This is a genomic window from Bradyrhizobium sp. MOS003 (assembly GCF_003020125.1).
Classification (GTDB): domain Bacteria; phylum Pseudomonadota; class Alphaproteobacteria; order Rhizobiales; family Xanthobacteraceae; genus Bradyrhizobium.
Window position 1 is genome coordinate 1,232,566 of the sequence record NZ_PYFW01000001.1, and the last position, 21,910, is coordinate 1,254,475.

Genomic DNA, 21,910 nt, shown 5'->3' on the forward strand with positions numbered 1-21,910 from the left:
CGAAGCGGCGAGACGGGTGAGGGGGTATCTCTCCGCGCGTGCATCTCGGACGTTAGACTAGAACTCGCAGATGCAACCCCTCATCCGGCGCTTCGCGCCATCTTCTCCCGCAAGGGGAGAAGGAAGAAGAGAGAGATCAGCTCGCCGCTTCCAGCCGCACTTCCGTCAGCAGCCGCATCGCGGCGTCCGCGTCCATCGGCTCGCCGAAGGCGAAGCCCTGCGCGTATTCGCAGCCCATCTGGTAAAGCTCGACCGCATCGGAATCGGTCTCGGCCCCCTCGGCCACCACGTCCATGCCAAGATCGTGCGCGAGCGCGATGATCGACTTCAGGATCACGGGCCGCGTGCCGCGGTTGGTCGTGCGCACGAAGGACTGGTCGATCTTGATGGTGTCGAACGGGAAGCGCTGCAGATAGGCCAGCGACGAATGGCCGGTGCCGAAATCGTCGAGAGACAGCCCGGTGCCGAGCTCGCGGATCCGCGTGAGCATTTGCGCCGCGTGCTCAGGATTCTCCATCACCAGCGATTCCGTCAGTTCGAGCTTGAGCGTGCCGCGGGCCACCGAGGAGCGCGACAGCACGGTTCGGATGTCGTGGATCAGATCGTGGCGCAGCAACTGCCGCGACGAAACGTTGACGGAGGCGAAGATCGGCTCGCGCGAGCGCATCGCGCGCTGCCAGATCGAAAGCTGCTTGGCGGTCTGGTCCAGCACGAACATGCCGAGGTCGACAATCAGGCCGGTCTCTTCGGCGATGGTGATGAATTCCGAGGGCGCCATGCGGCCGAGCTTCGGGTGATCCCAGCGCACCAGCGCCTCGAAGCCGGCGACCGAACGATCCTCCAGCCGCACGATCGGCTGGTACAGGATGGTAAGCTCCTGCCGCTCGATGGCGCGGCGCAGTTCGCTCTCCAGCGTCAGGCGGTCGGTCTTTCGCGCCCGCATCGCCGGCTTGTAGACGTCGATGCGGTCGCCGCCGATGCGCTTGGAGTGATACATCGCAAGCTCGGCGTCCTTGATGATCTCGTCCGTCAGCTGCGTTTGCGGATCGGAGAGCGCAAGGCCGATCGACGCCGTGAGGAAGATCTCGCGGTCGTTGAAGGCGATTGGCGCGCGGATGGTCTTGCGGATGGTCTCGGCGAAGGCGGTGATGCGGGCCGGGTCCTGTTCCGACAAGAGGATCAGGCCGAACTGGTCGCCGGCAAGCCGGGCCAGCGTGTCCTGCGGCTTCAGGATGCGGGTGAGGCGGCGGGCCAGCGTCAGCAGGATCGAATCGCCGACCGCGATGCCGACGGAATCGTTGACCTGCTTGAAGCGGTCGAGGTCGATCACCATCAGCGTCGGCCGCAGCGTCGGCATGGTCTTGGCGAAATGCGCCACCGCACCCAGCCGGTCCATGAACAGTTTGCGGTTGGGCAGGCCGGTGAGGTTGTCATGCACGGAATCGTGCAGCAGGCGCTCTTCCGCGTTGCGCAGTTCAGTGACGTCGGTGAGCGTGCCGACGACGCGCGAGACCTCGCCGTCGGAGCCGACCACCGGGCGCGCCTTGAGCGCGAACCACATGAAATGGCCGTCCGGCGTGCGCAGGCGGAAATCTTGCACCAGGCGGCCGCGGCGCTGGTCGAGCACGCTGTCGAGCGCGGCGCGGAAACGGTCCTGGTCCAGCGGATGCAGCACTTCGAGCCATGATGCAGCCGGGCCTTCCAGCGTGCCGCGCTTCAATCCGAGCAGGGCTTCGGTCTCGGGGCTGGTGAAAACCTTGTCGGCGGAAACGTCCCAGTCCCAGATCAGGTCGCCCGAGCCGGCCAGCGCCAGGGCGCGCCGCTCGATGTCGGAGACCACGCCGGTGGTGGCGCCGCCGCCGGCAAAGGCGTGCTGCATCACCGTGAAGCCGATCAGCATCACGATCAGCACGAGGCCGCCGAGCAGGGCAGGGCCGACGATGTCGTTGGTCACCGAACCCGCCACCGTCATGCCGGCCGCGACCACCCAGACCACCAGCAGGAACCAGGTCGGGATCAACAGCACCGCGCGGTCGAAGCCGTGGGTGGAGAGGTAGACGATCAGCGCGAAGCCGGCGAAGGCGATCAGCACCAGCGAGATGCGCGCGATGCCGGAGGCGACCGCCGGATCGAACAGGGCCAGTGCCACCAGCGAGCCCAGGAACGCCAGCCAGCCCACCGTGATGTGCGAATAACGCACGTGCCATCGGCTGAGGTTGAGATAGGCGAACAGGAACACCAGCAGCGTGGCCGCCAGGATCGCCTCACCCGCCGCGCGCCAGATGCGCTCGGCGTTGTTCGACATGTCGAGCACCTTGCCCCAGAAGCCGAAATCGACGCCGATATAGACCAGCACCGCCCAGGCGAGCGCGGCGGCGGCCGGGAACATGATGCTGCCCTTGACCACGAACAGGATCGTGAGCACCAACGCGAGCAAGCCGGAGATGCCGATCACAATGCCCTGGTAGAGCGTGAACGAGTTGACCTTGTCCTTGTAGGCTTCCGGCTCCCACAGATAGAGCTGCGGCAGCTTGTCGGTGCGCAGCTCCGCGACGAAGGTGATGACGGCGCCGGGGTCGAGCGTGACGCGGAACACGTCGGCGGTCGGGCTTTCCTGCCGCTCCGGCCGGTCGCCTGTGGACGGCGTGATGGTCGCGATGCGCGACAGTCCGAGGTCGGGCCACAAGAGGCCCGAGGAGACGATGCGGTAATGCGGGGCGACGATCAGGCGGTCGAGCTGGTCGTCGGTGTTGTTGGCGAGCGCGAATACCACCCAGTTCTGGCCGCCTTCGCGGGCGCGCACCTCGATGCGGCGGACGATGCCGTCGGTGCCGGGCGCGGTCGAGACCTGGATGCGGTCGGCATCGCTGCGCTGATGCTCGAGCACGCCGGTGAGGTCGATCGCCGGCGCGTCGCCGCGGACGCTGACAGCGTCGAGCGCGCGCGCGGGATACGCGGCGACGAGAATCATGAAGCCGAGCGCGATGGGCGCGAGGCACCTGATCAGACGCAAGGTCAGTTCTCCGCGTTCGACGCAAACTCTTCAGGTGAAGACGATTTCAGACCGAACGGGTGCATTCGGTGCGTCGCGATAGATGCCACGAAAGCGAGGAAAATCAAAGGGTTTCCGCCGCCGCCGGTGGGCCAGCGGCCTAGACCTCCAACACAATTTTGCCAATATGTGCGCTCGTCTCCATGCGCCGGTGGGCGTCGGCCGCCTTTTCCAGCGGGAAACTGCTGTCCATCAGCGGTTTGACCCGGCCTTCGCGCAAAAGCGGCATCACTTTCGCTTCAATTGCGGCCACCATCGCCGCCTTGTCCGCATTCGTACGGGGGCGCAGGGTCGAGCCGGTATGGGTCAGGCGCTTGACCATCACTTTGGCGATGTTGACGGTGACCTTGGGCCCGTTGAGGGTCGCGATCTGCACGATCCGGCCGTCGACCGCGGCGGCATCATAATTGCGGTCGACATATTCGCCGGCGACCATGTCGAGGATCAGATTGACGCCCTCCTTGTTGGTCGCTTCCTTGACCACGGCGACGAAGTCCTCGGTCTTGTAATTGATGGCCCGGTCGGCGCCCAATTTGAGGCAGGCATCGATCTTGTCCTGCGATCCCACGGTGACGAACACCTTCGCACCGAACGCCTTCGCCAGTTGGATCGCCATGGTGCCGATGCCGGAGGAGCCGCCATGGATCAGCAGCGTCTCGCCGGACCTGAGGCCACCGCGCTCGAACACATTGTGCCAGACCGTCATCAGGGTTTCCGGCAGCGCGCCGGCTTCCTTCATGGACAGCGCGGGCGGAACGCTCATCGCCTGGGCGTCCTGGGCGATGCAGTACTGCGCATAGCCCCCGCCGGCGACGAGCGACATCACCTTGTCGCCGATCTTGTGCCGCTTGGCATTGCTGCCGACCGCCACCACTTCGCCCGCGATCTCGAGACCGGGCAGGTCGCTCGCGCCGGGCGGCGGCGGATAGGCCCCCGAACGCTGCGCCACGTCGGGCCGGTTCACGCCCGCGGCTCGCACCTTGACCAGGATCTCGTCGGGGCCGGGCTGCGGCAGCGCGCGCTGTTCCGGGATCAGCACCTCCGGTCCGCCGGGCTTGGAGATGGCGACCACGGTCATTTGCGCGGGCAGCTTGTCCATGATGTGTCCTTGGGTGAAGGTGCGGGATGAACGAGGCCTTTGATTAGCCAGCGCGGTCCGGACTGGCAACTGCCTCAGCCGTATGGTCCGGTCCGCGGACGAGAGGAGGAACGACGATGGCGACCGAAGACGACGACCGCCCGCGCAAGAAGATCAGCCATGAAATCGGACAGGATCTCTCACTCTTGTCGGTCGAAGAACTGACCGAGCGCGTCACGCTTCTGAAGTCCGAGATCGCAAGACTGGAAGAAGCCGCCACCAGGAAGCGCGCCTCGCGCGATGCGGCCAACAGCATTTTCAAGTCGTAAGATTTTCACAGCTCTCGTGTCCCGGACGCGGTGCGGCACGCAGGGACGCTCCGCAGAACCGGGACCCATGTCTTGCGCAAGACCGTTGCGTTTCTTGCGCAAGACCGTTGCGTTGCCGTCATTCCGGGGCTCGCGACGTTGTCGCGCCCCGGAATGACGGCAGAGAGAGAAACGCGTAATTTCACTCGGCCACTGACCGACATGGCTAACGAACCCTCAAAAAAATCGCTCGTTTACGGTCGATTAAGCTTTCGAGTTTATGACTTGGAACTGTCCTCGTTTGGACACCGAGTGGCTCCTGTCCACTCTGTTTGACGCCTCCCTGTTATCAACTTTCAAAGCCGCCGGTCTTCCGGCGGCTCTTTTTTGCGTTTTTGCATCGCGTTGCGGTTGAATTCCCGGGGAGTGACCCGTGGAAACCATATCCGCGCTTGTCACTGGACTCGGCGTCCCGCCCGCGCAATGATTTGTTCATCATAAGCCGGCTGCCAAAGCCGGGCAGTCAAACAGTTGCGTAAGAGGCGTTAACCATGGAACGTTTGCAGGCCGACGGCGCTCTCGTTCAACTCAGCGAGCGATTCACCAATTCTGCGGCGTTCGGCGTCCTGTTCCGCGAGGGCATGGACCTCGTCGAGGAAACCGCCGCCTATCTCGACGGCGCCGGCCGCACCGAGGCCAAGGCGCTCGACCGTGCGGTCAGCCTCACCTACGCGACCGAGAGCATGCGCCTCACCACCCGCCTGATGCAGCTCGCCTCCTGGCTGCTGCTGCATCGCGCGGTGAAGGAAGGCGAGATGACGCTGGGCCAGGCCAACCGCGAGAAGACCAAGGTCAAGCTCAGCGCCGCCGATCCCGGCCCCGCCGACACCATCGAGAAGCTGCCCTCGCAGCTCCAGGATCTGATCCATCGCTCGATGAGCCTGCAGACCCGCGTGCGCCGCCTCGACACCACCATCCACACCCCGCCGGCCGAACACATCGCGATCGGCAATCCGCTGGTGCCACACCTCAATGCGCTGAAGGCGGCGTTCGAGCGGTAGGCTCTATCGACAATCTCGGTCGTCATTCCGGGACGCGCCACTTGGCGCGGGCTAAGGTGCGCAATTGCGCACCTGAGAATCCAAACTCCCGATCGTGGCTATGGATTCTCAGATGCGCAATTGCGCATCCTAGCTCGCCATTCGGGCGCCCCGGAATGACGGTCACTAACAAAAACGCCCCCGGCTTGCGGGGGCGTTTTCGTCTCCAGCCTTGCGGGGGCCGGATCAATCCTTTTTGAGAAAGCCCGAAAACTTCTTCTGGAAGCGGGAGACGCGGCCGCCGCGATCCAGCATCTGGGCGTTGCCGCCGGTCCAGGCCGGATGCGACTTCGGGTCGATGTCGAGGTTCAGCGTGTCGCCTTCCTTGCCCCAGGTCGAGCGGGTCAGGTACTCGGTTCCGTCGGTCATCACGACCTTAATCGTATGATAGTTCGGGTGAATCTCGGCTTTCATGGCAATTCCTCGGCGCCCCGGCGCCTTGTTGGGTGGCTAGCGAATGACGGATTTGGGCGGCTCTATACCGCACGAAACCCCGCAAAACAAGCCATTCCGGTCGCGAACCGGGGGTTACCCCTAAGGGACATCCCGGATTTGCCACTACCCTTGCACCGGCCTATTGGGAGCAAACGAATGCAATGGGTTGGATCTCATGAGCGCAGTGGAACGGCTTGATGACCAGTATGTCGATCAGCCCGGAATGAACGCCGCGGACACCCCCTCGATCGAGGCCGAGCTGATCGAAGAGCCGGCCAAGGGTCGCGCCAAGCTGCGGCCGCTGCTTGCGCTGGCGCCCTATGTCAGCCGCTATCGCGGCCGGGCGGCGCTGGCCTTCGTCGCGCTCACGGTCGCGGCGCTGACCACGCTGCTGGTGCCGGTCGCGGTGCGCCGGATGATCGATTTCGGCCTGACGCCCGAGGGCATCGAGCTGATCAACAGCTACTTCTCGGTGATGCTCGCGGTGGTCGGCGTGCTCGCGGTGGCCAGCGCCGCGCGCTACTACCTCGTGATGACGATCGGAGAGCGCATCGTCGCCGACCTCAGGCGCGACGTATTCGCTCACCTGCTCTCGCTGTCTCCTGCCTTTTTCGATTCCGCACGCAGCGGCGAATTGATCTCGCGGCTCACCGCCGACACCACCCAGCTCAAATCGGCCGTCGGCGCCTCGGTGTCGATCGCGCTGCGCAATCTCATGATGTTTCTCGGCGCGACGGCGATGATGGTGATCACGAGCCCGAAGCTGTCGGGCTTCGTGCTGCTGGCCATTCCCTTGATCGTGCTGCCGCTGGTCGCGTTCGGGCGCTGGGTGCGGCGTCTGTCGCGCAATGCGCAGGACACGCTGGCCGAGGCGTCGGCCTATGCGGGCGAGCTGGTCGGCGCGATCCGCACCGTGCAGGCCTACACCAGCGAGTCGTTCGCCGAGAAGCGGTTCGGCGGCGAGGTCGAGCAGGCCTATGAGGCCGCGCGCACCTCGACCCAGGCGCGATCCGTGCTCACGGCCATCATCATCTTCATCGTGTTTGCAAGCGTGGTCGCGATCCTCTGGATCGGCTCGCATGACGTGCTCACCGGCGCGATCTCGCCGGGCCGGCTCGGTCAATTCGTGCTGTATGCCGTGTTCGCCGCAGCCGGCCTCGGCCAGCTCAGCGAGGTCTGGGGCGAGGTCTCGGCGGCATCGGGCGCGGCCGAGCGCCTGTTCGAGATCCTGCATGTGCAGCCCGATATCAAGGCGCCCGCCACGCCGCGCGCGCTGCCGGTGCCGGCACGCGGCGAGGTCGGCTTCGACCGGGTCAGCTTCGCTTATCCGGCGCGACGCGACGTCAAAGTACTCGATGCAGTCTCATTCACGGTGCGGCCTGGCGAGAAGGTCGCGATCGTCGGTCCGTCCGGCGCGGGTAAGAGCACGATCTTCCACCTGCTGCTGCGCTTCTACGACCCGCGCAGCGGGGCGATCTCGCTCGACGGCGTGCCGGTCAGATCCGCCGACCCCCGCGATTTCCGCGCGCGCATCGCGCTGGTGCCGCAGGAATCGAACGTGTTCGCCGCCAGCGCCCGCGAGAACATCCGCTTCGGCCGGCCCGATGCGACCGATGCCGAGGTCGAGCGTGCCGCCGAACTCGCGCACGCCGCCGAGTTCATCCGCCGCCTGCCCGAAGGTTTCGACACCCCGCTCGGCGAGCGCGGCGTGACGCTGTCCGGCGGCCAGCGCCAGCGCATCGCGATCGCCCGCGCCATCCTGCGTGATGCCCCCCTGTTGCTGCTCGATGAAGCCACCTCCGCGCTCGACGCCGAAAGCGAGACGCTGGTTCAGACCGCGCTGGAAGAGCTGATGCGCCACCGCACCACGCTGGTGATCGCGCATCGCCTCGCGACAGTCTTGTCCTGCGATCGCATCCTGGTGATGGACCAGGGCAAGATCGTCGAGCAGGGCACGCATGCCGAGCTCGTGGCCGCGAACGGGCTCTATGCGCGGCTGGCGAGGTTGCAGTTCGAGGGGGCGTAAGGTCCTTCGGGTGGTCTGCGTAAGCTATTGATTTTGCTTGTGTGGCCTACTGTGCATGGGGTTGTTTTCGCACTTTTGCCTCCCCTCACCGGCACTTCGGCGACAGCGCCGGCACATTCGGCCACGGCCAGTTCTTCCAGCTGCCGTCCTCGCCAACGCAGGCTGATGGGGCAGGGCCGCTTGTGGGAGCAGGCGAGCCCGTCGTGGTGGCCTGCATCGCAAAGCGCTGGTCGACATAGGTCGTCGACAGATATCCGGCGACGATGACGCCCAGAAAGACCGAGGAACCCTGGGCCAAATCGCGCAGCTTCATCGATCGTCTCCATCCGCTTGTCATCGCTGCTCTGGCATCAACGACTAGCAGACGCCCCGGGATCCCAGCGTGACGGGCCTCACGCTCGCCACGCCATCTTCAGCACCGGCCGGCCCGAGGTCGGGTTCACATCGTCGCCGGCATGGGCAAAGCCGTTGCGCTCGTAGAAGCGGATGGCGCGGGAATTGTCCTTGTTGACGAGCAGCGTGATGCCTGATGGCGACAGGCGTTTTGCTTCGTCAACCAGCAGCTTTGCTGCATCGGATCCCCAGTGATCAGGATCGACCACGAGCTGGTCGAGATAGCCCTCGCCGTCGATGGTGACGAAGCCGGTCAGCGCGCCGTCCTGCTCGGCGACGACGATGGATGCCTTCGGCACCAGATCCCTCAGCCAGCGCTCGCGCCACCATTCGAGCCGCGCCGCGAAATCGATCTGCGGATAGGCCTGCTGCCAGGTGCGATGCCAGAGCTCGATCGCGGCGGTCTCATCGTCGGCACGATAGGGGCGGAGGTGGATCGCGCTCACTACCGCTCCGTCAGCTTCAGCTCGATGCGGCGATTGCGCTTGTAGGCCTCTTCGGTGTTGCCGGGATCGAGCGGCTGGAATTCGCCGAAGCCGGCGGCGACGAGACGCTGGGCGGGTACGCCGAGCGAGACCAGATACTGCACCACCGAGATCGAGCGGGCCGCGGACAGGTCCCAATTCGACTTGAAGTTCGGGCCGTTGACCGGACGTACGTCGGTATGGCCGTCGACGCGCAGCACCCAGGGGATCTCGTTCGGGATTTTCTTGTCGAGCTCGATCAGCGCGGTCGCCAAAGTGTCGAGCTCGGTGCGCCCCTCGGGCAGCAGCATGGCCTGTCCGGTGTCGAAGAACACTTCGGACTGGAACACGAAACGGTCGCCGACGATGCGGATGTCGGGTCGGTTGCCGAGGATGGCGCGCAGCCGGCCGAAGAACTCCGAGCGGTAGCGCGACAATTCCTGCACGCGCTGCGCCAGCGCCACGTTGAGGCGGGAGCCGAGATCGGCGATGCGGTTCTGCGATTCCTTGTCGCGCTTCTCGCTGGCATCGAGCGCCTCTTCCAGCGCGGCCAGTTGCCGGCGCAAAGCGCTGATCTGCTGGTTCAGCACCTCGATCTGCGCCAGCGCCCTCGCCGAGACCGCCTTCTCCGAATCCAGCGCCTTGCCGAGTTCGGAGGTCTTGCCTTGCGCGTCGTTGCCGGCGGCGGCGAGGCCGTCGTAGAGGCCTTTGATGCGGTCACGCTCGGTCTCGGCGGACGCAAGGCCCGCCTTCAATTGCGAGACCTGGTCGTCCAGCGTGAGCTTGCCGAGCTTCTCCAGCGACAGCAGCTCGTTGAGCTGCGCGATCTTGGCGTTGAGCTGCTCCAGCGCCTTGTCCTTGCCGGTGACCTCCTGCGACAGGAAGAACTGCACCACCAGGAACACCGACAGCAGGAACACGATCGACAACACCAGCGTCGACAGCGCGTCGACGAAGCCGGGCCAGTAGTTGAAGGAGGTATCGCCGCGGCGGCCGCGCGCTAAGGCCATTTAGTTCTCCGTTCCCTCGTGTCCCGGACGCACTGCAGCGTGCAACGCTGCTGCGCAGAGCCGGGACCCATGTCTCGTTTCTCTGAGCCGGGGCACGCTAGCGCCTAGCTCTTCTCCGGCTGCCGCGCGATGCGTTCCAGCAGGCGGCGGATCTCGCGGTTCTGCTCGCCCTGGCCGTCGGCCCATTCGCGGATCATCTGCTGCTCGGTGCGCATGTGCGAGACCAGCGCCTGGATGGCTTCGGCAAGGCTCGCCATCGCCGCCGTGGTGCCGCGGCTGGCGCTGCCTTCCTCGAGCACCGAGCGCAAGCGTTCGACCGCGGCCTGGAGCTCGCCGCTGGCGACCCCGCCGCCGCCGGAAGCGACCGCGACCTCGCCGCTGCCATATTCGCGCACGGTGGTGGCGAGCCAGTCTTCGAGGTCGGTGTAGAAGCGGTTCTGGGCCTGGCTCGATTGCAGATCGAGGAAGCCGAGGATCAGCGAGCCGGCAAGGCCGAACAGCGAGCTGGAGAACGAGATGCCCATGCCGCCGAGAGGGGCGGCAAGGCCCTCCTTCAGCGTGTCGAACAGCGCGCCGGAATCGCCGCCGACCTTGAGCCCGTCGATCACCTTGCCGACCGAGCCGACCGTCTCGATCAGGCCCCAGAAGGTGCCGAGCAGGCCGAGGAAGACAAGGAGGCCCGTCATGTAACGCGAGATGTCGCGGGCCTCATCCAGGCGGGTCGCGATCGAATCGAGCAGATGCCGCATCGTAGTCTGGGTGATCGACATCCGCCCCGAGCGCTCGCCGCCGAGGATTGCCGCCATCGGCGCCAGCAGCTTCGGGTGCCGGGCCGGCGCCAGGCCTGGATCGGCGATGCGGAAATTGTTGACCCAGGAGACCTCGGGGTAGAGCCGGATGACCTGGCGGAAGGCCAGGATGATGCCGATGAACAGCACGCCGCCGATCAGGGCATTGAGGCCGGGATTGGCGAAGAAGGCCTGGATGATCTGCTTGTAGAGCACCACGCCGACCAGCGCGCACAGCACCAGGAAGACCAGCATCCGCACCAGGAAGACGCTGGGTGAGGACAGCTTTGTGTACTCGATATCCATGGTGGAGCGGGGCGAAGTGCCTGACGGCATGACCGGTATCATCCATTCCAAAAGCTTGCGTGCGGTGCGCACTATGGCACAGCGCCAGCCCAAAAAAAGCGCCGGATGCGCCGATTTCGGGGCCAGTTGGGGAACCCGGACCGGAAGCGGCGCTTTGATAAGCCAGTACTTGCAGAGATTTGCCAGTCAGGGGGCGCATGAGCGTCGTTTCCGCGATCATCGGGACTGCCGAACGCGTGCCGCTGCCGGACGTCGTCCTCCGCGCCGCGATCCAGCGCCTCTGCTCCCGCAGCGCAACCCGCCTCGCGGCGCATGATGCGATCACCGACGCCGCCTTCGCCGGGCGGATGATGCTGCGGCCGATCGCCGAAAATGCGGAAGCCAGGCGCGGGGAGGTGCCCGCTTCGTTCTTCGCCCAAATGCTCGGCCCCAACCGCAAATATTCCTGCTGTTTCTACAAGACCGATGCGACCACCTTGCAGGAGGCGGAGGAGGAGGCGCTGCGCCAGACCGTCGAGCATGCCGGCCTCGCCGACGGCCAGACCATCCTCGAACTCGGCTGCGGCTGGGGCTCGCTGTCACTGTGGATGGCGCGGCAGTTTCCGCACGCCAAGGTGACGGCGGTGTCGACCTCGCAGGTGCAGCGCGCCCATGTCGAGGAAGAGGCGCGGCGGCGCGGCCTGCTGAACCTGCGCGTGGTCACTGCGGACATGAATGTGTTCGCGCCCGACGGCCAGTTCGACCGCATCGTCTCGCTCGAGATGTTCGAGCAGATGATGAACTGGCGAAAGCTGATGACGCGCCTGCGATCATGGCTGGCACCGGACGGGCGCTTCTTCATGCAGATCGTCACCCATCGCTCCGGCTCGCAGCTGTTCGACCGGCTCGATCGCGATGACTGGATCGCGCAGCACGTTTTCACCGGCGGGCTGATACCGAGCCATCATCTCGTCAGGCAGTTCGCCGACATCTTCACGGTCGAGAAGGAATGGTGCTGGAGCGGCACGCATTATCAGCGCACCGCCAACGACTGGCTCGCCAATTTCGACGCGCATCGGGATGCGATCGAGGCGTCCCTGCGCCAGGTCCATGGCGAGGAGGCCGGCCTGTGGATACGGCGCTGGCGCTGGTTCCTGCTCGCGACATCGGGCCTGTTCGGCCATGCCGATGGAACCGAATGGGGTATCAGCCACTATCGGATGAAGGCTGCGGGGTAATTGCGATGTTCCGCCGCAGCACGCGGCAATGGAACCCCGCTCACAATCGAGTGAGTCAATAAACGCCTTATTAAATCAATAGGATACGCTGTGTGACAATGAGCCGCCCGCGGCACGCGTTGCATCGCAGCAGGCTCATTCTATTTTGACGGCATCAGCCGCACGGAATCGCCCAGAACGGGCGGCGTGTGACGCGTGATCAGTTTCAACAATATCGGGGCACTTAACTTCATGTCAGGACTTCGCGCGCGATCGGCATGCGTTGCAATGATGCTCGCGGCCCTGGCGCCGCTGCTTGGTGCTTGCGACGAATCCAGCTCCGCCGTTTCCGCCGCCCCGCCGGCCTATCCAGACGTCAGCGTCGTCATCGTCAAGCCGCAGCCGCGCGCCGTGGTCCGGGAGCTGCCCGGCCGTATCGCGCCGACGCGCGTCTCCGACGTGCGGCCGCGGGTCTCCGGCATCGTGGTCGAGCGCCTGTTCCGGCAGGGCAGCGAGGTGAAGGCCGGCGATGCGCTTTACCGCATCGATCCGCGTCCGTTCGAGGTCGAGGTGATGGCCAACGAGGCTGCGCTTGCCAAGGCGGAGGCTGCCTTGATGCAGGCCAAGCAGCAGGCGCACCGCATCGCCACGCTCACCAGCCAGCGCGCCGCGCCCGAGGCCGAGAACGAGAAGGCGGTGGCCGCCGAGCGCCAGGCCCATGCCGAGGTCGAGGGCCGCAAGGCCGACCTCGCGCGCACGAAGCTCAATCTCGACTACGCCACCGTACGCGCGCCGATCGACGGCGTCGTCGGCGCGGCTCTCGTCAGCGAGGGCGCGCTCGCGGTGCAGAACGAGACCAATCTTGCCACCATTCAGCAGCTAGATCCGATCTATGCCGACTTCACCCAGTCGGTGAACGAGCTCAACCAGCTCCGCCGCGCCTTCGAGACCGGCGACCTCGAGCGCATCGCCTCCGATGCCGCCAAGGTGCATCTGGTGCTCGACGACAACACGCTTTATTCGCTCGACGGCAAGCTGCTGTTCTCCGACGCCAAGGTCGACGCCCACACCGGGCAGGTGACGTTGCGCGGCGAGTTCCCCAATCCGAAGCGCGAGCTGCTGCCTGGCATGTATGTCCGCGTCCGTATCGACCAGGGTCTCGACTCCGATGCGATCGCGGTGCCCCAGCAGGCGATCCAGCGCAACGGCGGCGGCGGCAGTGAAGTGTTCGTCGTCAAGGACGACAACCACATCGCGGTGCAGCCGGTGCGCACCGGTTCGGTGCAGGACGGTGTCTGGTTCGTCACCGAAGGCCTGAAGGCCGGCGACAAGGTTGTGGTCGAAGGCTTCCAGAAGTTCGCCGCAGGCGACAAGGTCAAGCCGCAATCCTGGTCGGAGGCGGACGCGACCGCGGACAACCGGCACGCCCAGAAACTGACGCGGTAACGCGCCATGGCGAGTTTCTTCATCGACAGGCCGATTTTTGCCTGGGTGATCGCGCTGTTCATCTGCTTGATCGGCGCGATTGCCGTGCCCCTGCTGCCGATCGCGCAATATCCGATCATCGCGCCGCCCTCGATCTCGATCTCGACCAGCTATCCCGGCGCCTCACCCGAGAACCTCTACAACAGCGTCACGCGCCTGATCGAGGAGGAGCTCAACGGCGCCTCCGGCATCCTCAATTTCGAATCGACCAGCGACTCGCTCGGCCAAGTCGAGATCATCGCCAATTTCCAGCCGGGCACCAATACCAACGACGCCTCGGTGGAGGTGCAGAACCGCATCAAGCGCGTCGAGGCGCGTCTGCCGCGCGCGGTGATGCAACAGGGCATCCTGATCGAGGAGGCCTCGAGCGCGGTGCTTCAGATCATCACGCTGAGCTCGACGGACGGCAGCCTCGACGAGGTCGGCCTCGGCGATTTCATGATCCGCAACGTGCTCGGTGAAGTCCGCCGCATCCCGGGCGTCGGCCGCGCCACGCTCTATTCGACCGAGCGGTCGCTTCGCGTCTGGGTCGATCCGGCCAAGCTGGTCGGCTACGGGCTCACCGCCGACGACGTCAACAAGGCCATTGCCGCGCAGAACGCCCAGGTCGCCTCGGGCAGCATCGGTGCCGAGCCGTCGACGTCGAACCAGCGCACCTCCGCGCTGGTTCTGGTCAAGGGCCAGCTCTCTTCGCCGGACGAATTCGGCGCCATCATCCTGCGCGCCAATGCCGACGGATCGACCGTGCGCCTGCGCGACGTCGCGCGCGTCGAGGTCGGTGGTCTCAGCTACCAGTTCAACACCCGCCTCGACGGCAAGCCGACCGCCGGCCTCTCGGTGCTGATGTCGCCGACCGGCAACGCGCTGGCGACCGCGAGCGCGGTCGAGGAGAAGATGAAGGAGCTGTCGCGCTTCTTCCCGGCCAACATCACCTACGAAATTCCCTACAACATCACGCCGGTGGTCGAGGCCTCGATCAAGAAGGTGCTGATGACGCTGGTCGAAGCCGTGGTGCTGGTGTTCGTGGTGATGTTCCTGTTCCTGCAGAACATCCGCTACACCATCATCCCGACCATAGTGGTGCCGGTGGCGCTTCTGGGCGCCTGCACGATACTGCTGCTCGCCGGCTATTCCATCAACATGCTCTCGATGTTCGGCATGGTGCTCGCGGTCGGCATCCTCGTCGACGACGCCATCGTCGTGGTCGAGAACGTCGAGCGCATCATGGCCGAGGAGGGCCTGTCGCCGAAGGAAGCGACCCGCAAGGCGATGTCGCAGATCACGGGGGCCATCATCGGCATCACGCTGGTGCTGATGGCGGTGTTCGTGCCGATGGCGTTCTTCCCTGGATCGGTCGGCATCATCTATCGCCAATTCTCGGTCACCATGGTGGCGGCGATCGGGTTCTCCGCCTTCCTCGCGCTGTCGCTGACGCCGGCGCTGTGCGCGACGCTGCTCAAGCCCATTGCCAAGGGGCACGGCCATTCGACCAACTTTGTGTTCAGCCGGTTCAATCACTTCCTCGAGGCCTGCCGGTTTCGCTACGCGCGCACCGTCGGCTCGTCGCTGAAGCGGACCGGCCGCATGATGCTGGTCTATGTCGCGCTGCTGGTCGGCCTGTCCTGGGCCTTCGTCAGCCTGCCGGGCGGGTTTCTGCCGATCGACGATCAGGGCTTCATCACCACCGACGTGCAGACGCCGTCGGATTCGTCCTATGGCCGCACCGAGGCGGTGATCGAGAAGGTCGAGAAATATCTGGCGCAGCGGCCCGGCGTCGACAACGTCACCTTCCTCACCGGCTTCAGCTTCTCCGGCCAGGGCATGAACACGGCGCAGGCCTTCATCACCCTGAAGGACTGGTCGGAGCGTGGTCCGGGCGAGTCGGCCGCGGCAATCGTCAACGACATCAACCGCGATCTGGGGTCGTCGATCCGCGACGCCAAGATCTCCGCATTGCAGCCGCCGCCGATCGACAATCTCGGCAACTCCTCCGGCTTCTCGTTCCGCCTGCAGGACCGCGGCCAGAAGGGCTATCCGGCCCTGATGCGCGCCGCCGACCAGTTGATCGCGGAGGCCAATGCGAGCCCGGTGCTGCAGAAGGTCTATGTCGAGGGCCTGCCCGAGGCGGGCGTGGTCAATCTCGTGATCGACCGCGAGAAGGCCGGCGCCTTCGGCGTTACCTTCGAGGACATCAACAACACGATCTCGACCAATCTCGGCTCGAACTACATCAACGACTTCCCGAACCGCGGCCGCATGCAGCGCGTCGTGGTGCAGGCCGACGCCCGCGACCGCATGCGGACCGAGGACATCCTCAACTACAACGTCAAGAACAGCCGCGGCCAGCTCGTGCCGTTCTCGTCGTTCGCGACGATCGAATGGGCGCGCGGCCCGACCCAGATCGCAGGCTTCAACTATTATCCGGCCGTGCGCATCTCCGGCGAAGCCAGGCCCGGCTTCACCTCGGGCGACGCCATCGCCGAGATGGAGGCCCTTGCCGGCCGGCTGCCGCGCGGCTTCGGCTATGAATGGACCGGGCAGTCGTTGCAGGAAAAGCTGTCGGGCTCGCAGGCGCCGTTCCTGCTCGCGCTCTCGATCTTCGTGGTGTTCCTGTGTCTCGCCGCGCTCTACGAAAGCTGGACCATTCCGCTCGCGGTGCTGCTCACGGTGCCGCTCGGCATCGTCGGCGCCGTGATCGCGGCCATGCTGCGCGGCCTGCCCAACGACGTCTATTTCACCGTCGGCCTGATCACCATCATCGGCCTCGCGGCAAAGGACGCGATCCTGATCATCGAGTTTGCCAAGGATCTGCGGAAAGAGGGCAAGCCGCTCGTTGACGCCACCATCGAGGCCTGCCGCCTGCGCTTCCGCCCCATCCTGATGACCGGTCTCGCCTTCATCTGCGGCGTGCTGCCGATGGCCATCGCCCACGGCGCCGGTGGAGCCAGCCAGCAGGCGCTCGGCTCCATCGTGATGGGCGGCATGATCGCAGTGGTGATCCTGGCGCTCTTGATGGTGCCGGTGTTCTTCGTCTCGGTGCAGCGTGTGCTGGCGGGGGATCGGGAGCCGAAGGCGGCGAGGGAAGGCGAGGCGTATGGGCCGCCGGCGCAGGTCAAGCCGTAAGGCACAGGCATTCCGGGGCGCGCGTAGCGCGAGCGCGGAATCCATCGTGCGGCCAGTAATGCGGATCAATAGATTCCGGGCTCGCGCCAAGTGGCGTGCCCCCGGAAAGACGGTGGAGTGTGAAGCGCGGCCTGCGCGCTACGCCGGTTTCCGCAAAATCTTCACCAGCTCCCCGTGCACGAACTCATTCCCGCACACCACATGCCCGGTCACCACCGGGTCGCCCGGCGTGTCGATGTCGGTCACCGTACCGCCCGCCTCGCGCACCATGATCAGGCCGGCGGCGACGTCCCAGGATTGCAGATTGCGCTCCCAGTAGCCGTCGAGACGGCCGGCGGCGACGAAGGCGAGGTCGAGGGAGGCGGCGCCGAAGCGGCGCAGGCCCGCGACGCGGTCCTGGATCGCGGTCATCTCGCGGCGGAATTCCTCGTGGTCGCCGCGGCCGATATGGGGCAGGCCGCAGGCCACCACGCATTCGTTGAGCTGGCGGCGGCCGGCCACCCGCAGGCGCTGGTCGTTGAGGAAGGCGCCCTTGCCGCGCTCGGCGATGTAGAGCTCGTCATTGGCGGGGTTGTAGATCACACCCGCGATGATCGTGCCCTCGCGCGACAGGCCGATCGAGATCGCGAATTGCGGGATGCCGTGCAGGAAGTTGGTGGTGCCGTCGAGCGGGTCGACGATCCAGGTGTGGCTCTTGTCAGAGCCCTCGCGGGTGCCACCTTCCTCGCCGATGAAGCCGTAGCCGGGCCGGGACTTGGCAAGGTCCTCGTAAAGGATCTGCTCGGCGCGCTTGTCGGCGAGCGAGACGAAATTGGCCGGGCCCTTCAGCGAGACCTGGAGATGCTCGATCTCGCCGAGATCGCGCTTGAGGCTGCGGCCGGCGCGGCGCGCGGCCTTGACCATGACGTTGATAGTGGCGGAATACAGCATGAGCTCTGGGTCTTGATCGGGGGAAATGGCGCGAAATCGCGCTTGTTTGAGGGATTGGGTGCCCTGCGAGGGCCCTCAGGTCAAGTCATTGCGTCAGGTCATTTGGTCCCGAGCCACTTTTTGGCGGCGGCCTCAGCCTTGGCCCGGTCCTCGGCCGGCAGGTCGGACAGCTGCTTGTCGAGCTCGGGGTCGCCCTTGCCGGCGGTTTTGGCCACCAGGTGCCATTTGAAGCCCTCGACCTTGTCAGTGGCAACGCCCACGCCGTTGATCAGCACCCAGGCCAGCCGGTTCTGTGCGATCGCGCTGCCCTGGCGCGAGGCCTTGCGGAGCAGGGCGACGGCGGCCGGCTGGTTCTTCGGCGTGCCGGTGCCGTTGAACATGGCGATGGCATATTCGACCTCGGCGTCGACATTGTCGGCGAGCGAGGCGGCCTGCAGCAGCCGCACCGCGCGTTCCGGGTCCTTGGGCACGCCGGTGCCCTCCTTGTAGAAGGTCGCAAGCGCGTATTGCGCCTCGGGCAGGCCGGCATCGGCGGCCTGCCGCAGCAGCTCGGCTGAGCGCTTGACGTCCTGCGGCAGGGTCTGGCCGTCCAGATAGAGCAGCGCGAGATTATAGGCCGCCTTGGGCTCGCCGAGCTTGGCGGCAGACGCCATCAGCTTGACCGCCTCACTCTTGTCGACCGAGCCGCCGCGGCCCGAAATGCGCAGCATGGCGAGCGCGAACATCGCCTCGCGGTCACCTGCGTCGGCTGCGCGCTTGTACCATTCGGCGGCCTTGGCGTAGTCGCGGCGGATGCCCATGGCGTTGGAATAGAGCTCGCCGAGCATGGTCATCGCCTTGGGATCGCCCGCTTGTGCGCGGGCGGTGGCGAGGTCGAACGCGGTCTTGTACTGGCCGCGCTGATAGGCGCCGAACACCAGATCGGCGTTCGAATTGTCGGTCGGCGGCGCCGGGATCACGGTGGCGGCAGGCTTGGGCGAAGGGGACGGTTTTGGCGAGGGCGACGGCTTCGGCGCCGGCGCGGCCTCTTTCTTTTTCGCAGGCGCGGGCGGCTTGGCCTTCTGCTTCTCAGGCGCCGCGCTCGGCACTGTCGCCGGCGGCGCGATCTGGAGCTGCGCGGCCGCCGGCCCCGTGAGCAGCAGCGTGGCCAGCATGGTGATGCAGGGAAGCTTCATGTCGGGCGCTAGCCGTGCTCGCTGCCTGCAGGATCCTGGTCGGCCGTCGCCGTCGCATGGGCCTGCTTGATCGCGGCGTCCGCTTCGATCAGCGCGGCCTTGGGCCCGCGCGGATCGGCCCAGACGAAGTCGCCGACCAGCACGAAATCGGCGCCGCTGGCGGCGAAGTCACGGGCTTCCTGCAGCGACATGGCAAAGCCGACGCAGGGCGGCTCGAACAGCTCTGCCCACCAGTCGATACGTTCTGCGATCGCCTGCGCCTGGGGACGCTGGCCTTTCGCATCGGGCTCGCCGAACAGCAAATAATCCGCGCCGAGTTCGCCCGCATCCATGGAATGATGCCGCGTCGTCAGCCCGCCGACGCCGGCGATGCGATCGGGCTTGAGCGACGGCAGCGCCTCTTTCAGCGCGGCGATGCCGGGCAGGTGTGCACCGTCGGCGCCGCCGCGCGCGACCAGCTCGGCATGGCCCTCGACCAGCAGCGCAGCGCCCGCCTTCTGCACCGGCGGCGCGAGCGCCTTGATGCGCGAGATCATGGTGCGCTGGTCGGTCTCCTTCAGCCGCAACAGCACGGCCGCGACATCGGCGGAGCCAAGCAGGCCCGGCAGCTCGGCCAGGAGCGCAGCGGGATCATCGACGACGGGCGTCGCGAGATAAAGGCGCGGCGCCGGGCGCGGCGGAGGCGGTTTGTTCGACAAGATCTAGGCTGCCTTCTGTTCCAGGCTACTTTGCCATTCGCCTCTGGAGGCGAGGCCGTTCATTCGCGCGCGATGGCTGAAGGCGCTTTGGCCGGCCGCGACATTCTCGGCCTTGCCGGCCCAGGCCTTCTGCGGCGCGGCCTGCAGCGCGCGGCCGTAGGAGAAGGTCAGGCCCCAGGGCAGCGGGCCGAGCTTGTGCATGGCGTTGAGATGCGCGGTCGCTTCCTCATCCGACTGGCCGCCGGAGAGGAAGGCGATGCCCGGCACCGCCGCGGGCACGCAAGCCTTCAGCAGCCTTATCGTCTTCTCCGCGACTTCCTCGACGGAGGCCTGCTTCGGGGACTTCTTGCCTGAGATCGCCATGTTGGGCTTGAGCACCATGCCTTCGAGCGCGACGCGCTGCACGCGCAATTCCTGGAACGTCTTGTTGAGCACGCGCTGGGTAACCTCATGGCAGCGGTCGATGTCGTGGTCGCCGTCCATCAGCACTTCCGGCTCCACGATCGGCACGATCTGCGCGGCCTGGCACAGCGCGGCGTAGCGGGCCAGCGCATGGGCATTGACGCTGATCGCGGTCATCGAAGGAATCCCGCTGCCGATGTCGATCACCGCGCGCCATTTGGCGAAGCGCGCACCGCGCTGATAGTACGTCTTCAACCGCTCGGCCAGCCTGTCGAGCCCCATGGTGACGAGTTCGCCCGGACACATCGGCAGGGCCTGCGTGCCTTCGTCCACCTTGATGCCGGGAATGGCGCCGCTCTGTTCGATAAGCCTGACCAGCGGCGTGCCGTCCTTGGCATCCTGCCAGATCGTCTCGTCATAGAGGATCACGCCGGAAATATACTGGCTCATCGCCTCCCTGGAGCGGAACAGCATCTCGCGATAGTCGCGGCGGTTGTCTTCGGTGGACTCCACGCCGATCGCGTCGAAACGCTTCTTGATGGTGCCGGAGGATTCGTCGGCGGCAAGGATACCCTTGCCCGATGCGACCATGGCGGTCGCGACCTTGTTGAGCTCAGTCAGATTCATCGAGAGGTCCTCCCAAAGGATTCTGCCCTTGCCTGTGAAGTTAGACCGTTCTCGGGCAATTGCCGAGTTAACGTTCGTCGCAGGGTAGGGGGCGGGAGGGAGTGTCGTGCTGCAAGAAAGCCGTCATTCCGGGATGCGCCGGAGGGCGCAGGCCCCGGAATCCATAACCCCAGGCTGTGGTTATGGTTTCCGGGCTCGCCGCTTTGCGGCGCCCCGGAATGACCGAGAGGGTATGTACCGGATCACGCCACCTTCGGATCCAGCTCGCCCTTGGCGTAGCGCTTGGCCATTTCGGCGGTGGTCAGGACCCGCTTGATCTTGGCGGCCTGGCCGGCGGTGTTGAACTCCTGCAGCCGCTGCTTGCACAGCTTGGTCATGGCTTCCATCGCCGGCTTCAGATATTTGCGCGGATCGAACTCTTCCGGATTGTCCTTGAGCACCTTGCGGATCTGGCCGGTCATCGCCATGCGGTTGTCGGTGTCGATGTTGACCTTGCGCACGCCGTTCTTGATGCCGCGCTGGATCTCGGCCACCGGCACGCCCCAGGTCGGCTTCATCTTGCCGCCATTGGCGTTGATGATCTCCTGGAGGTCCTGCGGCACCGACGAGGAGCCGTGCATCACCAGATGCATGTTCGGCAGCTTGCGGTGGATCTCCTCGATCACGTTCATGGCGAGAATGTCGCCGTCCGGCTTGCGGGTGAACTTGTAGGCGCCGTGCGAGGTCCCCATCGCGATCGCGAGCGCGTCGACCCTGGTTTCCTGCACGAACTTCACGGCCTCGTCCGGATTGGTCAGGAGCTGGTCGTGGCTGAGCTTGCCTTCGGCGCCATGGCCGTCTTCCTTGTCGCCCATGCCGGTTTCGAGCGAGCCGAGCACGCCGAGCTCGCCCTCGACCGAAATGCCGCCGAGATGGGCCATGTCGGTCACGGTCTTGGTGACGCCGACATTGTAGGCCCAGTCGCCGGGGGTCTTGCCGTCGGCCTTCAGCGAGCCGTCCATCATCACCGAGGTGAAGCCGGCCTGGATCGCGGTCATGCAGGTCGCGGCCTCGTTGCCGTGGTCGAGATGCACGCAGACCGGGATGTGCGGATAGATTTCGGTGACCGCGTCCATCATGTGCTTGAGCATGATGTCGTTGGCGTAGGAGCGCGCACCGCGCGAGGCCTGGATGATGACGGGCGCGTCGACCTGGTTGGCCGCGTCCATGATCGCCAGCGCCTGCTCCATATTGTTGATGTTGAAGGCCGGTACGCCGTAATCGTTCTCCGCCGCGTGGTCGAGCAATTGACGTAACGTGATCCGAGCCATCTGT

Annotated in this window: 18 protein-coding genes; 6 read left to right on the forward strand and 12 right to left on the reverse strand. The window is 65.7% G+C overall.

The window, feature by feature from the left end:
- Nucleotides 1-136: 136 nt before the first annotated feature.
- Together C7G42_RS05920 and C7G42_RS05925 are read right to left on the reverse strand one after the other, a co-directional pair.
- Nucleotides 137-3,013 carry an EAL domain-containing protein gene (locus C7G42_RS05920; protein ID WP_199580668.1) on the reverse strand — a complete coding sequence of 959 codons (2,877 nt, stop codon included), beginning with the start codon at nt 3,011-3,013 and terminating at the stop codon, nt 137-139.
- Nucleotides 3,014-3,152: 139 nt separating this feature from the next.
- Nucleotides 3,153-4,151: an NAD(P)H-quinone oxidoreductase gene (locus C7G42_RS05925; protein WP_106948075.1), complete on the reverse strand. Its 999-nt coding sequence runs from the start codon at nt 4,149-4,151 to the stop codon at nt 3,153-3,155.
- A 116-nt stretch (nt 4,152-4,267) separates the two neighbouring features.
- On the opposite strand from C7G42_RS05925, the gene C7G42_RS05930 reads away from it, so the two are divergent.
- Together C7G42_RS05930 and rcdA are read left to right on the forward strand one after the other, a co-directional pair.
- Nucleotides 4,268-4,459: a DUF1192 domain-containing protein gene (locus C7G42_RS05930; protein WP_094976774.1), complete on the forward strand. Its 192-nt coding sequence runs from the start codon at nt 4,268-4,270 to the stop codon at nt 4,457-4,459.
- A 530-nt stretch (nt 4,460-4,989) separates the two neighbouring features.
- Nucleotides 4,990-5,499: a protease adaptor protein RcdA gene (gene rcdA, locus C7G42_RS05940; protein ID WP_094976775.1), complete on the forward strand. Its 510-nt coding sequence runs from the start codon at nt 4,990-4,992 to the stop codon at nt 5,497-5,499.
- Between the two features lie 225 nt (nt 5,500-5,724).
- Here the strand turns inward: rcdA and rpmE are convergent, their stop codons facing one another.
- Nucleotides 5,725-5,952 (reverse strand): 50S ribosomal protein L31, encoded by a 228-nt coding sequence (gene rpmE, locus C7G42_RS05945; RefSeq protein WP_008137002.1) that lies wholly within the window; start codon nt 5,950-5,952, stop codon nt 5,725-5,727.
- 196 nt (nt 5,953-6,148) lie between these two features.
- On the opposite strand from rpmE, the gene C7G42_RS05950 reads away from it, so the two are divergent.
- A complete protein-coding gene (locus tag C7G42_RS05950) occupies nt 6,149-7,999 on the forward strand; it encodes an ABC transporter ATP-binding protein/permease (RefSeq protein ID WP_106948076.1) in 1,851 nt (616 codons plus the stop codon).
- Nucleotides 8,000-8,084: 85 nt separating this feature from the next.
- Here C7G42_RS05950 and C7G42_RS05955 read toward each other — a convergent pair whose 3' ends face one another.
- From C7G42_RS05955 to C7G42_RS05970, 4 genes are all read right to left on the reverse strand, one after another.
- A complete protein-coding gene (locus C7G42_RS05955) occupies nt 8,085-8,312 on the reverse strand; it encodes a hypothetical protein (RefSeq protein ID WP_106948077.1) in 228 nt (75 codons plus the stop codon).
- Between the two features lie 79 nt (nt 8,313-8,391).
- A complete protein-coding gene (locus tag C7G42_RS05960) occupies nt 8,392-8,838 on the reverse strand; it encodes a GNAT family N-acetyltransferase (RefSeq protein ID WP_106948078.1) in 447 nt (148 codons plus the stop codon).
- The gene (locus C7G42_RS05965) at nt 8,838-9,866 is read right to left on the reverse strand and encodes a peptidoglycan -binding protein (protein ID WP_106948079.1); all 1,029 of its coding nucleotides are present in this window, start codon (nt 9,864-9,866) and stop codon (nt 8,838-8,840) included. The genes C7G42_RS05960 and C7G42_RS05965 overlap by 1 nt, the downstream gene beginning before the upstream one ends.
- Nucleotides 9,867-9,970: 104 nt before the next feature.
- On the reverse strand, nt 9,971-10,990 hold the full coding sequence (locus C7G42_RS05970; RefSeq protein ID WP_199580669.1) for a flagellar motor protein MotA: 1,020 nt from the start codon (nt 10,988-10,990) through the stop codon (nt 9,971-9,973).
- A 167-nt stretch (nt 10,991-11,157) separates the two neighbouring features.
- Here C7G42_RS05970 and C7G42_RS05975 point away from each other — a divergent pair, with 167 nt between their 5' ends.
- The 3 genes from C7G42_RS05975 (at nt 11,158) to C7G42_RS05985 (ending at nt 16,764) form a co-directional block, all read left to right on the forward strand.
- On the forward strand, nt 11,158-12,177 hold the full coding sequence (locus C7G42_RS05975; protein WP_106948080.1) for an SAM-dependent methyltransferase: 1,020 nt from the start codon (nt 11,158-11,160) through the stop codon (nt 12,175-12,177).
- A gap of 231 nt (nt 12,178-12,408) precedes the next feature.
- The gene (locus tag C7G42_RS05980; protein WP_106948081.1) at nt 12,409-13,602 is read left to right on the forward strand and encodes an efflux RND transporter periplasmic adaptor subunit; all 1,194 of its coding nucleotides are present in this window, start codon (nt 12,409-12,411) and stop codon (nt 13,600-13,602) included.
- Nucleotides 13,603-13,608: 6 nt separating this feature from the next.
- Nucleotides 13,609-16,764, forward strand: coding sequence for a multidrug efflux RND transporter permease subunit (locus C7G42_RS05985; protein WP_106948082.1), 3,156 nt, complete (start codon nt 13,609-13,611; stop codon nt 16,762-16,764).
- A gap of 138 nt (nt 16,765-16,902) precedes the next feature.
- Here the strand turns inward: C7G42_RS05985 and C7G42_RS05990 are convergent, their stop codons facing one another.
- The 5 genes from C7G42_RS05990 to fba all read right to left on the reverse strand — a co-directional run bounded on the left by C7G42_RS05990 (nt 16,903) and on the right by fba (nt 21,906).
- The gene (locus tag C7G42_RS05990) at nt 16,903-17,694 is read right to left on the reverse strand and encodes an inositol monophosphatase family protein (RefSeq protein ID WP_106948083.1); all 792 of its coding nucleotides are present in this window, start codon (nt 17,692-17,694) and stop codon (nt 16,903-16,905) included.
- A 98-nt stretch (nt 17,695-17,792) separates the two neighbouring features.
- Complete coding sequence (locus tag C7G42_RS05995) at nt 17,793-18,869, reverse strand: tetratricopeptide repeat protein (RefSeq protein WP_106948084.1); 1,077 nt, start codon at nt 18,867-18,869, stop codon at nt 17,793-17,795.
- Nucleotides 18,870-18,877: 8 nt separating this feature from the next.
- On the reverse strand, nt 18,878-19,567 hold the full coding sequence (locus tag C7G42_RS06000) for a thiamine phosphate synthase (protein WP_199580670.1): 690 nt from the start codon (nt 19,565-19,567) through the stop codon (nt 18,878-18,880).
- A 3-nt stretch (nt 19,568-19,570) separates the two neighbouring features.
- A complete protein-coding gene (locus C7G42_RS06005) occupies nt 19,571-20,596 on the reverse strand; it encodes a class I fructose-bisphosphate aldolase (protein ID WP_106948085.1) in 1,026 nt (341 codons plus the stop codon).
- Between the two features lie 242 nt (nt 20,597-20,838).
- Entirely contained in the window at nt 20,839-21,906 is a 1,068-nt protein-coding gene (fba, locus tag C7G42_RS06010) for a class II fructose-bisphosphate aldolase (RefSeq protein ID WP_106948086.1), read from the reverse strand.
- Nucleotides 21,907-21,910: the final 4 nt, after the last annotated feature.